We start from the raw sequence: 13,607 nt of genomic DNA on the forward strand, positions 1-13,607 counted from the left end.
AACGGTGATCTGACGGGGCATCGGCCGATCCGGTGGCGCGGTCCCGCCGGGCCCGGCCCGCCGCCAACCGGTGCCGCGCGTACCCTGGCCGCGATGAACGCCACCGATCGCACCCCCGCCGACCTGCTGAGTTCCGCGCTCGCCGCGGACCCGGCCCGCCCGCTGGTGACCTTCTACGACGACGCCACCGGCGAACGCGTGGAACTGTCCGTCGCGACCTTCGCCAATTGGGTGGCCAAGACCGCCAACTACCTCCAGGGCGATCTGGCCGCCGAGCCCGGTGACCGGCTCGCGCTGCTGCTGCCCGCGCACTGGCAGACCGCCGTCTGGCTGCTGGCCTGTTCGTCCGTGGGCGTGGTGGCGGAGGTGGACGGCGATCCGGCCGCCGCCGATCTCGTGGTGGCCGGGCCGGACCGGCTGGAGGCGGCGCTCGCCTGCTCCGGGGAGCGGGTGGCGCTGGCGCTGCGTCCGCTGGGCGGCCGCTTCCCGCAGCCGCCGGCGGGCTTCGCGGACTACGCCGTCGAGGTGCCGGGCCAGGGTGACCGGTTCGCGCCGTTCGCGCCGGTGGACGCGGGTGCCGCGGCGCTGGTCGTCGGCGGCGAGGAGCTGACCGGGGCCGGGACCGTGGCACGTGCGCTGGCGGACGCGGAGGCGGCCGGGCTGCCGGAGGCGCCCCGGGTGCTGTCGGGGCTGGGCTACGACAGCTGGCAGGGCCTGTCGTACGGGCTGTACGCGCCGCTGGCGGTCGGCGGCTCCGTGGTGCTGTGCCGCCACCTGGACCGGCTGGGCGCCGAGGGCACGGCCGACCGGGAGAACAGCGAGAAGATCACGTTCCGGGCGCCGCTGCCGCACTGAGGAAGCGGAGCTCCCCCGTCCGGCGGACCGGACGCGCCCCGGGCGGGCCGGTACGTCCGTTTCAGGCCAGGATCTTGAGTACGTACAACCATGCGCGGGTTTTGTCCGTCTCTTGTTCCGTCCGAGCCTGCGTGCGGGCGCGACGCCGACTCCGTGAGGGATGGACGCACACGTGACCGAGACCCCCGAGCCCCCCAGGTTCGCCGGCTGGGCAGCGCGCCCGGCCGGGGGCCGGGGAGCGGACGGGCCGGGGCCGCCGCGCATCCCGCCGTACCGGCGGCACTGGCGCCGCTGGGTCGCGCTCGGGATCGCCGGTTTCGTGCTGGCCGGGGCCGGTACCGGCTGGGCGGTGTACGCCAAGCTCAACGGCAATATCCACACCGACAGCGCCACCGAGCGGGAGCTGCGGAAGTGGGAGTCCGAGCGGCCGCCGGCGGGCCCGCCGAACGCCGGGAACGTGCTGCTGATCGGCTCCGACAGCCGTACCGGCGGCAATGTCCGGTACGGCCACAGCCGCGGCCAGCGCTCGGACACCACGATGCTGCTGCATCTCGCGGCGGACCGGCAGAGCGCCACCACGGTGAGCATCCCGCGCGATCTGGTGGTCGAGCTGCCGCACTGCAAGCGCCCGGACGGCACGGAGACCGCCCCGCGGCCGGCCCCGTTCAACGAGGCATTCGCGGCGGGCGGCCCGGCCTGCACGATCCGCACGGTCGAGAAGCTGACCGGGATCCGTATCGACCACTACTTGATCATCGACTTCGTCGGCTTCACGAAGATGGTGGACGCGGTGGACGGCGTCGAGGTCTGTCTGCCGCAGCCGGTGCGTGATCCCGAGGCGCGTCTCGCCCTGCCCGCCGGCCGGCAGACCCTGCACGGTGAGGACGCGCTCGGTTACGTACGGGCACGAAAGAGTCTGGGCAACGGCAGCGATACCCAGCGCATGGAGAGGCAACAACGATTTCTTGGCGCACTCGTGAAGAAAGTGCAGAGCAATGGTGTCCTGCTCAATCCGACGCGGCTGTATCCGGTGCTGGATGCCGCGACGAGTTCACTGACCACGGACAGCGGGCTCGCTTCCCTGAGGGGGCTGTACGAATTGGTGCGCAGCACCCGCCGCATTCCTACCGAGCGGGTTCAGTTCATGACCGTGCCGCGGCAGGAGTACCACCTGGACCCCAATCGTGATGAGCTGCGGCAGCCGGACGCCGGGCGGCTGTTCGCGCGGCTGCACAGGGATCTTGCGGTGACCGTGACGCCCCCGCAGGACGCCGGGGAGGAACCGGTCCGCACCGGAAACGGATCTTCGGACGACCGGCCGGACACCCCGTCCGCGCCCGCGCCGAGTTCGGGTCCGGCGTTTCCCGGAACGACGGCGGAACACGGGGTCTGTGAATAAAGAGGCCGCAAAACAAGCCGACGACTCGAATGGATTGGGCGGATTGCCCAGTTGTAGGTAAGTGGAATTTGTCACGAGCGTCGCGGGGCGCTGAACTGGGCGGATAGTGTGAGCGATCCGGTCGCTCGACCAAGCCGACCGATGAACCAGCAATCTCGATCGACCTACCGAGCGCCTTGAGGGGATGGCGCCGCGTGGCACCGACGGAGGACTCAAGGCACCGTGGACGCGCAAGGCCGTGGGCGGGCGGGCGACAACAACGTCGATCCCGCCGATCAGTGGGTGTTCGATCCGGACACCGGCAACTACGAACTGCGGCTTGACCCTGGTCAAGCCGCCGCTCGGCCCTCCGACCGCACTGCGGCCGGCAGACGCGCCGCCCGTAAGCGGGACGCGGAGGTCGGCGACACCGACACCCGGCCGCTGCCGACCCAGCGCGGCCGGCGGGACGAGGGCGCCGCGGACGCGGACGGCGAGCGCCCGGCCGGCGGCCGGGCGGCACGCCGTGCCGCCGCCGCCCGCACGGCGACCGCGACGGCGGCGGAGGCGGGCCCTGCGGGCCGCCGCAAGCGCAAGCCGAAGAAGTCGGGGAAGAAGCGGGCGCTGCACTGGACCGCCGGTGTGGTGGGCTTCGTCCTCGTCGCCGGCTGCGGCGCCGCGTACTACATCTACCAAGAGCTGGACGGCAACATCTCCAAGGTCGATGTCGGCGTGGAGAACGACGCGGTGTCCGAAGGCCCGGTGAACCTCCTGATCATCGGCACCGACTCCCGCTCCGGGAAGGGCAACAACGGCTACGGCGACGTCGGCAGCGTGGGGCACGCGGACACCACGATCCTGATGCACATCTCCAAGGACCGGACGAACGCCACCGCGCTGAGCATCCCGCGCGACATGATCACCGACATCCCCAGCTGCCCCACGAAGCAGAAGGACGGCTCGACGAAGACCGTCCCGGGCGAGAACCAGGTGCGCTTCAACACCAGCCTGGGCCAGGAGGGCCGGGACCCCGGCTGCACCTGGCGCACCGTCGAGCAGATGACCGGGCTGAAGATCAACCACTTCATGATGGCCGACTTCAACGCCGTCAAGGAGCTGTCCACTGCGGTGGACGGCGTCGAGGTGTGCGCGGCCAAGGACCTCAACGACCCCAAGTCGCACCTGAAGCTGAAGGCCGGCCGGCACACCGTCAAGGGTGAGCAGGCGCTGGCGTTCGTCCGTACCCGGCACGCCATCGGATTCGGCAGCGACCTGGACCGGATCAAGATGCAGCAGCAGTTCCTCAGCTCGCTGATCCGCAAGCTGAAGTCCAGCGCGTTCAGCAGCCCGGGCAAGCTCTACGACGTCAGCCAGGCGGCGACCAAGGCGCTCACCGTCGACACCGGTATCGGCACGGCGGGGAAGCTGCTGGACTTCGGTAACGACCTCAAGAAGGTCGACATCGACAAGATCACCTTCGCCACGGTGCCGGTGCTGGACAACCCCAAGGACCCGGCCACCGTCATTCTGAACAAGACGGCGGCGGACCCGCTGTTCGCGATGGTGCGCGCTGACCACACCCTGGCCAAGGGCAAGAAGGGCAAGGGCAAGAAGGCCGCCAAGGTCAAGAAGGCCCCGCCCGAGGCGGTACGCGTCGATGTCACCAACGGCGGCGGACCGATCGGCTCGGCCCAGGAGACCGTGGACTGGCTCCAGAACAACAAGGCCGCCAAGCTCTCCACCAACGCCGGCAACGCGCCGGCGAAGCTGGCCGCCACCCGCCTCGAATACGCGCCCAACCAGGCCGACCAGGCCGCCACTCTGGCCGACTGGATGGGGCTGCCCAAGAGCGCGCTGAAGAAGTCCGGGCAGAACGCCGGTGACCGCCAGCCGATGAAGCTGGTCCTCGGCAAGGACTTCAAGGCGCCGGGTTCACCGATCGAGGCGCCGACCGAAACCCCGGACGGGGTGCAGAACGTCAATGCGGATGACAAGAACATCTGCGCAAAGTGAATTGAGCGGGATCCGGCCGCCCCGCCGAGGCGCCGAGCACACGACTGACAACGGGGAGAGGGCCGAATGGGGCTGAGCAGTGTGCGTGGGGACCGGTCGCGTCGGAGACGCCGGCCGGAAGCAGCGGAGCCGGTCCGGGACGACGGCGTCTACGAGGACCAGGGGCTGCCCCCGGACGCACCCGGCTGGACGCCGCCCGAAGGCGGTGCCGTGGCCGCCGCGGACGGGGACGGGGACGTGCCCGCCGACGGCGGCGGGCACCGCCGAGGGGAGCAGCCGCGCCGCAAGGGCCGCAAGGTGCTGCGGTGGACCGCCCTCACCCTCGCCGTCCTGATAGTGGGCGGCGCGGGTGCCGGCTACTGGTACTACGAGCACCTCAACGCCAACCTCCGCAAGGCGCCGAGGTCCCTGGGCGGGGACGGCCTGAAGAAGCCGGACCCCAACGCCTTCGGACAGAGCCCGCTGAACATCCTGCTGCTGGGCTCCGACGGCCGGAACAACGCCAAGAACATCGAGCTCGGCGGCGCCCGCCAGGACGCGGACCGCAAGCCGCTCGCCGATGTGCAGATGCTGCTGCATGTCTCGGCGGACCGCAGCAACATGTCGGTGATCTCCATCCCGCGGGACACCCGGGTGACGATCCCGCGGTGCACCGACCCGAAGACGCATGAGGTCTTTCCGCAGACCTCCGCGGCCATCAACCAGTCGCTCCAGCACGGCGGTCCGGGCTGCACCCTGGCCACCTGGCAGGAGCTGACCGGCATCTACATCGACCACTTCATGATGGTCGACTTCGCCGGCGTGGTGGACATGGCGGACGCCATCGGCGGCGTCCCGGTCTGCGTCGACGGGAACGTCTACTCGCACGACAGCAAGGGCCACGGCAGCGGGCTGAAGCTCACCAAGGGCACCCACTCCGTCAAGGGCGTCCAGGCCCTCCAGTGGCTGCGCACCCGTTACGGCTTCGAGGACAACACCGACATCGGCCGGGCCAAGGCCCAGCACATGTACATGAACTCGATGGTCCGTCAGCTGAAGAAGGACGCCAAGCTCAGCAACCCCGGGGAGCTGCGCGATCTGGCGGAGGCGGCGACCAACGCGCTGACCGTCGACGACGGGCTCGACACCGTCAAGAAGCTCTACGACCTCGGCGGCGATCTCAGCCGGGTGCCGACCAAGCGCATCACGATGGTCACCATGCCCTGGCAGTACGGCCCCGGCGAGTCGTATGTCATGCCCAAGCCGGGCGACGCGGAGGCGACCTTCGGGCTGCTGCGCAACGACACCGCGCTGGACGGCAAGGACAAGAAGAAAAAGGCCACCCCGGCCCCCAAGCCGTCAACTCCCAAGGACCAGCTGAAGGTTGTCGTGCAGAACGGCACCAACAGCACAGTCAACGGCCCGGTCTCCGGCCGCGCGTCGGCCGTCCAGCAGCAGCTGGCGGGGCTGGGCTACACCTCGGCCGGCACCGACTCCGCGCTCACCACCCAGGCCGACACCACCCTCACGTACCGGGACAAGGCCCAGCGGGGCGACGCCCTGGCGCTGGCGAAGGCGCTCGGGCTCCCCAAGGACGCGGTCCGGGAGTCGAGTTCGGCCACCGGGATGCGGCTGGTCGTCGGCAACGACTGGCGTACCGGTACGGCGTACCCGGAGCAGTCGGACGACGAGAAGGGCGCGGACAAGGCGCCGGACAGCGCCGACGCGCTCAACGGCGAGGACACCAAGGCCTGTATGAAGGTGAATCCGTCGTACAGCTTCTAGGCGGGGGGGTGCCGCTTCTCGGCGGGGAGGCCGGAGTTGCCGCCTCCAGGCCGGGGCCCGCTCTGCCCGGCCGGCGTTGCGCTGCGGCCCGGTTGTTTTTTCCCCGCCGCCCACCCCCCTTCGGGGGGTGGGCGGGTGTAAAGGGCAGGGTCCCGCGCGCAAGCCCGCGAAGGAGCAGGCGGCGCCCTGTCTACTCGGCGTCCGCCGCCGGTGTCATGACCGCCGGGCGGCGGCTGGCGATGACCTTCCTGGCGAGTGAGCGGGGGCTGGTCAGGAAGCCCGCGCCCCAGGCCATGTGCATGGTCGCCAGGGCGACCGGGATCTGGACGCGGGCCTTGAGCGACAGCCCCTTGCCGGCCGGCACCGAGCCCGCGGTGATGGCGGCGAGATAGCCGGCCGGGACGACCAGGCCCCAGGGGGTGACGGCCGCACCGATCACCAGGCCCGCCGCGATGGCGCACACCGCGGTCGGCGGCGCGAGATAGCGCAGATTGATCGAACCGGCGTGGTAGCGGGCGACGACATGGCGCCACTTGCCGTAGTCCTTGTACTGCTTGGCCAGCGCCTTGACGCTCGGCCGCGGGCGGTACTGGACCTTCAGTTCGGGCGAGAACCAGATCGCGCCGCCGGCCTCCCGGATGCGGAAGTTCAGCTCCCAGTCCTGGGCGCGGATGAACTCCTCGTTGTAGCCGCCCTGCTGCTCCAGCGCCTCGCGGCGGAAGACGCCGAGGTAGACGGTCTCGGCGGGACCGGCCTGCCCGCCCGTGTGGAAGGCGGCATTGCCCACACCGATCTTGGAGGTCATCGCCGCGGCGACCGCATCCTCCCAGGCGTTCTCGCCCTCGGCGTGCATGATGCCGCCGACGTTCGCGGCGCCGGTCTCCTCCAGGAGGCGCACGGCGGTGGCGATGTAATTCGGCGAGAGCATGCCGTGGCCGTCGACGCGCACCACGATCGGGTGCCGGGACGCCTTGATCGCGGCGTTCAGCGCGGCGGGGGTGCGGCCGGTGGGGTTGGGCACCGTGTGCACCCGGGCGTCCTCGGCGACGAGCTCGGCGGCGATCTCGTCCGTACGGTCCGTGGACGGGCCGAGGGCGATCACCACCTCCATCTCACCGGCGTACTCCTGCTCCAGGATGTGCCGGACCGAATTGCGCAGGTGACGTTCCTCATTGAGCACCGGCATGATCACGGAGACGGCCGGGGGCTGCTGCTGCGGCATGGTTCCTCGGGGGTACGGCCCGTGGCGGAGCCGCCAGCGACGGCAGCGCCCGCCGGGAGACTGCAGAATCGCGCCCACGTTACCGCGAATGGGGGACGCCCTCGGACGCAGCCGGGTGGCCGGATGCCGGATGCCCGGCGTGTGGTGCTTTGCAGCCGATCATATGGACCTACGGTGTCCTCGTCCGATTGATCCCGGCTTGCCCCGCTCCCCTGCTGCCCCGTTCCCGTGCGGCCCCGCTCCCCGCCGGGCCCCGCTCACGCCGTCCAGCCGCGGAGGTGTCCCCCGTGACCGCGCCGTTCCGCTCCCCCCGTCCGGCCCGGCGCCGGGCCGCCCGGCCCGGTACGCGCCGGTGCCCGCCGGGCCCGCGCTGGGGGCTGCGGATCGGCGCCGTCGTGTCCGTGCTGCTGCTGGCCGCGAGCGGCGTCGGGCACGCCGTGGTCACCGGGGTGGAGAGCGGCATCGGCCGGGTGGACGCCTTCCAGGGCATGAGCAACCGGCCCGGGGGCGGCGACGGGCTGAACTTCCTGGTCGTCGGCACGGACGGGCGCGACCGGCTCACCGCCGCGGAGAAGCAGAAGTACCACCTGGGCGGGGCGCCCTGTCACTGCACCGACACCCTGATGCTGGTGCATCTCTCCGCCGACCGGGACCGCGCCAGCGTGATCAGCCTGCCCCGCGACTCCTACGCCGAGGTCCCCGCGCACACGGACGCCGCAACCGGCCGCCGGCACGCCAAGCACCCCATCAAGCTGAACGCGGCCTACGCCGAGGGCGGCCCCAGCCTCACCGTGCGGACCGTCGAGCACATGACGGGGGTGCATATCGACCACTATCTGGAGGTCGACTTCACCAGCTTCATGCGCAGCGTGGACGCGGTCGGCGGGGTGGAGATCTGCACCGTACGGCCGCTGCGCGACAGCTTCACGGGGCTGGATCTGCCGGTCGGCAAGTCACGGCTCAACGGTGGCCAGGCGCTTCAGTACGTGCGCTCACGGCATCTCGACGGCTCCGCCGACCTCGGCCGGATGCAGCGCCAGCAGCGCTTCCTCGCCGCTCTCATCCACAAGATCACCTCCTCCGGAGTGCTGATGAACCCCATCCGCTTCAGGGACGTCGCCGACACGATGCTGCGGTCCGTACGGGCCGATTCGGGCTTCGGGGCCGGCGACCTGGTGGACCTCGGGCAGGCGATGCGCGGCTTCACCCCGTCGTCCTCGGAGTTCACGTCCGTGCCGCTGGGCGAGGTGGCCCGGCCGGTGCCGGGGGTCGGCTCGACCGTGCGCTGGGACCCGGTGCAGGCGCCGAAGCTGTTCCGGGCGATCCGCGAGGACCAGCCGATCACGGTGCCCCGGGACCGGGACGAGCCGCGGGCCAGGGTCGTGGACATCCCGCCGGGCCAGGTCCAGGTGCGGGTCGACAACGGCAGCGACCGGACCGGGCTCGCCGCCACGGTGGCGAAGGAGCTGCACGCCAGCGGCTTCGCCACCACCGGCGTCCCCGGCAATTCCGCCCACGGCAAGGAGCCCCGGACGGCCATCGTCTACGACCCGCGCTGGGACCGCTCGGCCCGCTCGCTGGCCGCCGCGCTGCCGGGCGCGGAGCTGCGGCCGGCGGCCGGGCGGGGCCCGGTGATGCAGGTGACGGTGGGCCAGGGGCAGGGGGCGGTGCAGCGGGTACGGGCCGAGGAGCCGCCGCAGAAGCCGGGCCGGATCTCGGCGATCACCGGGGACGAGGCAGTGTGCCCATGAGGGAGCGGAGCGTGCAGGTCCCCGCGGCCGGAGGCCGGTGGATCAGAGGGTGCGTGCCCCGCGCATGCGGGGCCGGGCGAAGCGAGGGTTCGGCATGAGTGTCCCCGCGCCCCGTCGCACCGCGCCCCGGCCGCCCGTGCGCCGCCCGGACGCCCGCTGCCGCGCCCGCCGGGTCACCGTGGCCACCGCCGCGCTGTGTCTGGTCGCGGCCACCGCCGCCGCGGCGCCGCCGGCGCCCCCCGCGCCGACCGGTTGCGGGGAGCTGGTGCGCGGCCAGCTGTGTCTCCGGGGGCCGGTGGGGGCCGACGGGATGTACACCGCGACCTACCGGCGGAACGGTTCGGCGGCCGGTCTCGACGAGATCGTCGTGCGGCTCGGCTACCAGCGCAAGAACGACCGGATCACCGCCTTCCCGGGCTGGTTCGGCACCCGGCGCACCCAGGGCGGCGCGGTCGGGCTGAGCGGCCGGGTGGAGATGCTCGCGGAGGAGTGCATCCGGGGCGTCATGGAGCGGGGGGAGACGCTCTACGTCACAAAATGGACCTGCGATTGATGCCCGTGATGCGTGAGATGCACGGGCTGCGCGGGATGCATGGAAAGTACGGGAAGTACGGGATCTCCTGAAAGGGGCGCACTGTGTGGCAGGTTGTGCTGGGCATCACCCCCACCACGGTGGCGCTCTTCCTGGTCCTGGCGCTGGCGGCCGCGCTGGCGCTCGCCCTGTGGACGGCGCTCGCCCCCGACAGCGGCGCACCGCGCACCACGGCCCGTGCGCTGCTGGCCGGCTGGCTGCTGCTGTTCCTGCTGGCGACGCTCGCGCCGAGCCAGCCGATCGGCTCCGGGGACGCGACGGTGTGGTGGCGGCCCGGTGAGGGGCTGTTCGATCTGGGCGCCCAGTTGGAGCCCGGGGAGCTGGCGATGCTGGTGCGGCGGCAGATCGCCAATGCCGCGCTGTTCGTGCCCGCACCACTGCTGCTGCGGTTCGCCGCGCCGCGCACGCCGGCCGCCGGGGCCTTCCTGCTGGGCGTGGGGCTGTGCCTGGTCATCGAGACGGCGCAGCTGCTGATGCGGGCCGGGCGGATCGCCGATATCGACGATGTGATCTGCGCGGCGGCCGGCACCGTCATCGGTACGGGGCTGGCGCTGACCGCGCAGCTCGGGGTCGCCGCTATGCGTCGTCGAGGCCTTCCGCGGCGCGCCGTTCGCGCAGCTCCATGATCGCGCGCCGGCGGGCGAGGCGGTGCGTCCGGCGGATCTGTGCCTCCTGGTAGCGGCGCTTGTCACGCTCGGTCTCGGGGAGCACCGGCGGCACCCGGCGCGGCTTGCCCTGTTCGTCGACGGCGGCGAAGACGAGGTAGGCGGAGCCGACCTGCTGGGCCGGGCTGGATTCGTTCCAGCGCTCGGCCAGGACCCGTACGCCGACCTCCATCGAGGAGCGGCCGGTCCAGTTGACCTGGGCGCGGACATGCACGAGGTCGCCGATCCGGACCGGTTCGAGGAAGGCCATCTCGTCCATGGAGGCGGTCACGGCCGGCCCGCCGGAGTGGCGGCCGGCCACCGCGCCCGCCGCGTCGTCGACGAGCTTCATGATCACGCCGCCGTGCACCGTTCCCAGGAGGTTCGTGTCGCCGGCCGTCATGATGTGGCTGAGCGTGATGCGGGACACGGAAGTGGGCTTGCCCACCGCCTCGCCCTCGGGGGTGTCGGTGACGAGTTCGGTCATGACGTCCAGCCTAAGCCGCGCCCGTGGGGCACCCGTGCCGCGCGGATCGTGAGACTGGTCTCGCCGTTTGCGCAGGTCCGTGACCCAGCTCTCACCGCTCCCGCCGGAATCCATCCGGAATGGTTGCTTCCATTCGTGCAGGTCGGAATGGTCATGTCCGCTTGCGGTATGCGGCGGAAGGGCGCCGTGGCTTTGCATCAGCTCTGCAACAGCACTGGCCCGATCCCGCACCCGCTCTATGGAGCACCCCGCCGCGGCGTGCACACTTCCCCGTATGAATGAGTGGCCCAACGGGTGGTCCGGCGACCAGAACGGCAACCGGTACGGATACGGCAGCGGCAGCGCCGAGCCGGAGGGTGCGCGCGCCATGCCCCAGGTGCGGCGTGGCGCAGGCCCCGGCTATCAGCGGCACGAGCCGCCGATGCCGGCGTCGATGTCCCCGCGCAGCGGCGCGACGGTACCGCCGCAGCAGTCCCAGGGCTACGACGATTCATACGACGACGGCTACAACACCGGCCAGGTCTACGGCGGGGGCCGCGGCGGCGGTGGCGGCTATGACGACGGCTACGGCCCGGCCGGCCGCGGCCGGCCGCGCCCCCGCTGGGGCAAGCGCATCAAGTGGACGGTCATCACCCTGGTCGCGGTGCTGGCGGTCACCTCGGTCGCCACCTACTTCTGGGCCGACGGCAAGCTCCGCCGCAAGGTCGACCTGAGCAAGGTCATCGACCGGCCGGAGACCGGCGACGGCACGAACTACCTGATCGTCGGCTCGGACAGCCGCGAGGGCATGACCGCCGAGCAGAAGCGCAAGCTGCACACCGGCTCGGCCGAGGGCAAGCGCACCGACTCGATGATGATCCTGCACGACGGCAGCAACGGCCCGACGCTGATATCCCTGCCGCGTGACTCGGACGTGGAGATACCCACCTTCGTCGGCTCGGACTCCGGCAAGAAGTACCCGGGCACCGGGCGGCACACCAAGCTCAACGCGGCCTACGCCGAGGACGGCCCGGAGCTGCTGGTGCGCACCGTCGAGTACAACACCAAGCTGCACATCGACCACTACGTCGAGATCGGCTTCGCCGGCTTCGCCAACATCGTGGACGCCATCGGCGGGGTCGAGATGGATCTCCCCAAGGCGATCAAGGACAAGGACTCCGGCGCCGACTTCCCGGCCGGCAAGCAGACCCTCAACGGCCAGCAGGCGCTCGCCTACGTCCGCACCCGGCACGCCTTCGCCCAGCAGGACCTGGACCGTACGAAGAACCAGCAGAAGTTCCTGGCGACGCTGGCGAGCCAGACCGCCACCCCCGCCACGGTCCTCAACCCCTTCAAGCTCTACCCGACGATGGGCGCCGGCCTGGACACGCTCGTCGTCGACAAGGACATGAGCCTGTGGAGCCTGGGTGAGATGTTCTTCGCGATGAAGGGCGTCACCGGCGGCGAGGGCAAGTCCATGAACATGCCGGTCTCCGGCAGCAACGGCGGCAACCTGGTCTGGGACAAGGCCAAGCTCCGCCAGCTGGTGCAGCAGCTCAACAACGACGAGAAGGTCACCGTCAGCGGCAACTGACCGCGGGGACAGCGGAGACGAAGAGGCCCCGGACCGCCACTGGGGTCCGGGGCCCTCTGCGTGCCGGGTGCCTACTGCGGCAGGTTGCGCGCCATCACGATCCGCTGGACCTGGTTGGTGCCCTCGTAGATCTGCGTGATCTTGGCGTCCCGCATCATCCGCTCGACCGGGTAGTCACGGGTGTAGCCGTAGCCGCCGAGCAGCTGGACGGCGTCCGTGGTGATCTCCATGGCCGCGTCGGAGGCGTAGCACTTGGCCGCCGCGCCGAAGAACGTCAGGTCCTCGCCCTTGCCGCCGGCCGATATCCGCTCGGAGCGGGCGGCCGCTGCGTAGGTCAGCTGACGGGCCGCCTCCACCTTCATGGCCATGTCGGCGAGCATGAACTGCACGCCCTGGAAGTCACCGATCGGCTTGCCGAACTGCTTGCGCTCCTGGACGTAGCCCTTGGCGTAGTCCAGGGCGCCCTGGGCGATACCGAGCGCCTGGGCCGCGATGGTGATGCGGGTGTGGTCCAGGGTCTTCATGGCGGTGGCGAAGCCGGTGCCCTCCGCGCCGATCATGCGGTCGGCGGGGATCCGGACGTTGTCCAGGTAGACCTCGCGGGTCGGGGAGCCCTTGATGCCGAGCTTCTTCTCCGGGGCGCCGAAGGAGACGCCCTCATCGCCCTTCTCCACGACGAAGGCCGAGATGCCCTTCGAGCGCTTCTCGGGGTCGGTGACGGCCATCACCGTGTAGTACTCGCTGACGCCGGCGTTGGTGATCCAGCGCTTGACGCCGTTGAGGATGTAGTGGTCGCCGTCGCGGACGGCCTTGGTCTTCATGCCGGCCGCGTCCGAACCGGCGTCCGGCTCGCTCAGGCAGTACGAGAACATCGCGTCACCCTTGGCCAGCGGGCCCAGGTACTTCGCCTTCAGCTCCTCGGATCCGGAGAGGATCACCGGCAGCGAGCCGAGCTTGTTGACCGCCGGGATGAGGGAGGACGACGCACAGACGCGGGCGACCTCCTCGATGACGATGACGGTCGCCAGCGCGTCGGCGCCGGCCCCGCCGTAGGTCTCCGGTACGTGGACGGCGTGCAGGTCGTTGGCGACCAGCGCGTCGAGCGCCTCCTGCGGGAAGCGGGCCTCCTCGTCCACCGCGGCGGCGAACGGAGCGATCTTCGCCTCGGCGAGCGCACGCACCGACTCCCGGAGCATGTCGTGCTCCTCAGACGTCCGGTACAGATCGAAATCAGCGGTTCCCGCCAAGGTTTCTCACTCCCCTGTGAGCTGACTGCAAGTGCTAACTACCGTTAAGTAACCCGTATACCTCTCCGGATTCTAGGCGCC

The 13,607-nt window shown here is 71.0% G+C and carries 11 protein-coding genes; 8 read left to right on the plus strand and 3 right to left on the minus strand.

What is annotated here, in order from left to right; genetic code table 11:
- Positions 1 to 93: 93 nt before the first annotated feature.
- The 4 genes from ACZ4XD_RS24945 (at position 94) to ACZ4XD_RS24960 (ending at position 6,010) form a co-directional block, all read left to right on the plus strand.
- Positions 94 to 855 carry a TIGR03089 family protein gene (locus tag ACZ4XD_RS24945; RefSeq protein WP_468045501.1) on the plus strand — a complete coding sequence of 254 codons (762 nt, stop codon included), beginning with the start codon at positions 94 to 96 and terminating at the stop codon, positions 853 to 855.
- Between the two features lie 160 nt (positions 856 to 1,015).
- Positions 1,016 to 2,254, plus strand: a complete 1,239-nt coding sequence (locus ACZ4XD_RS24950) for an LCP family protein (RefSeq protein ID WP_468045503.1) — start codon at positions 1,016 to 1,018, stop codon at positions 2,252 to 2,254.
- 222 nt (positions 2,255 to 2,476) lie between these two features.
- The gene (locus tag ACZ4XD_RS24955; protein WP_468045505.1) at positions 2,477 to 4,246 is read left to right on the plus strand and encodes an LCP family protein; all 1,770 of its coding nucleotides are present in this window, start codon (positions 2,477 to 2,479) and stop codon (positions 4,244 to 4,246) included.
- Between the two features lie 66 nt (positions 4,247 to 4,312).
- Positions 4,313 to 6,010 carry an LCP family protein gene (locus ACZ4XD_RS24960; RefSeq protein WP_468045507.1) on the plus strand — a complete coding sequence of 566 codons (1,698 nt, stop codon included), beginning with the start codon at positions 4,313 to 4,315 and terminating at the stop codon, positions 6,008 to 6,010.
- A gap of 190 nt (positions 6,011 to 6,200) precedes the next feature.
- Here ACZ4XD_RS24960 and ACZ4XD_RS24965 read toward each other — a convergent pair whose 3' ends face one another.
- Entirely contained in the window at positions 6,201 to 7,232 is a 1,032-nt protein-coding gene (locus tag ACZ4XD_RS24965; protein WP_468045509.1) for a glycosyltransferase family 2 protein, read from the minus strand.
- A 287-nt stretch (positions 7,233 to 7,519) separates the two neighbouring features.
- Between ACZ4XD_RS24965 and ACZ4XD_RS24970 the strand changes: the two genes are divergently transcribed.
- The 3 genes from ACZ4XD_RS24970 to ACZ4XD_RS24980 all read left to right on the plus strand — a co-directional run bounded on the left by ACZ4XD_RS24970 (position 7,520) and on the right by ACZ4XD_RS24980 (position 10,201).
- The gene (locus tag ACZ4XD_RS24970; protein ID WP_468045511.1) at positions 7,520 to 8,983 is read left to right on the plus strand and encodes an LCP family protein; all 1,464 of its coding nucleotides are present in this window, start codon (positions 7,520 to 7,522) and stop codon (positions 8,981 to 8,983) included.
- 94 nt (positions 8,984 to 9,077) lie between these two features.
- Complete coding sequence (locus ACZ4XD_RS24975) at positions 9,078 to 9,536, plus strand: hypothetical protein (protein ID WP_042156519.1); 459 nt, start codon at positions 9,078 to 9,080, stop codon at positions 9,534 to 9,536.
- Between the two features lie 83 nt (positions 9,537 to 9,619).
- Positions 9,620 to 10,201 carry a VanZ family protein gene (locus tag ACZ4XD_RS24980; RefSeq protein WP_468045513.1) on the plus strand — a complete coding sequence of 194 codons (582 nt, stop codon included), beginning with the start codon at positions 9,620 to 9,622 and terminating at the stop codon, positions 10,199 to 10,201.
- Here the strand turns inward: ACZ4XD_RS24980 and ACZ4XD_RS24985 are convergent.
- The gene (locus tag ACZ4XD_RS24985) at positions 10,152 to 10,706 is read right to left on the minus strand and encodes an acyl-CoA thioesterase (protein WP_042156514.1); all 555 of its coding nucleotides are present in this window, start codon (positions 10,704 to 10,706) and stop codon (positions 10,152 to 10,154) included. The two genes, ACZ4XD_RS24980 and ACZ4XD_RS24985, sit on opposite strands and share 50 nt — an antisense overlap.
- Positions 10,707 to 10,980: 274 nt before the next feature.
- Here ACZ4XD_RS24985 and ACZ4XD_RS24990 point away from each other — a divergent pair, with 274 nt between their 5' ends.
- Positions 10,981 to 12,279: an LCP family protein gene (locus ACZ4XD_RS24990; protein ID WP_468045515.1), complete on the plus strand. Its 1,299-nt coding sequence runs from the start codon at positions 10,981 to 10,983 to the stop codon at positions 12,277 to 12,279.
- 71 nt (positions 12,280 to 12,350) lie between these two features.
- On the opposite strand, the gene ACZ4XD_RS24995 is transcribed toward ACZ4XD_RS24990, so the two are convergent.
- On the minus strand, positions 12,351 to 13,526 hold the full coding sequence (locus ACZ4XD_RS24995; RefSeq protein ID WP_468045517.1) for an acyl-CoA dehydrogenase family protein: 1,176 nt from the start codon (positions 13,524 to 13,526) through the stop codon (positions 12,351 to 12,353).
- Between the last annotated feature and the right edge of the window lie 81 nt (positions 13,527 to 13,607).

It is taken from the genome of Streptomyces sp. NPDC029466 (assembly GCF_055574515.1).

Excerpts from the sequence above, each read along its gene's own strand:
- ACZ4XD_RS24945 (WP_468045501.1), top strand. The coding sequence starts at position 94 with ATGAACGCCACCGATCGCACCCCCGCCGACCTGCTGAGTTCCGCGCTC.
- ACZ4XD_RS24950 (WP_468045503.1), top strand. The coding sequence starts at position 1,016 with ATGGACGCACACGTGACCGAGACCCCCGAGCCCCCCAGGTTCGCCGGC.
- ACZ4XD_RS24960 (WP_468045507.1), top strand. The coding sequence starts at position 4,313 with ATGGGGCTGAGCAGTGTGCGTGGGGACCGGTCGCGTCGGAGACGCCGG.
- ACZ4XD_RS24965 (WP_468045509.1), bottom strand. The coding sequence starts at position 7,232 with ATGCCGCAGCAGCAGCCCCCGGCCGTCTCCGTGATCATGCCGGTGCTC.
- ACZ4XD_RS24975 (WP_042156519.1), top strand. The coding sequence starts at position 9,078 with ATGAGTGTCCCCGCGCCCCGTCGCACCGCGCCCCGGCCGCCCGTGCGC.
- ACZ4XD_RS24985 (WP_042156514.1), bottom strand. The coding sequence starts at position 10,706 with ATGACCGAACTCGTCACCGACACCCCCGAGGGCGAGGCGGTGGGCAAG.
- ACZ4XD_RS24990 (WP_468045515.1), top strand. The coding sequence starts at position 10,981 with ATGAATGAGTGGCCCAACGGGTGGTCCGGCGACCAGAACGGCAACCGG.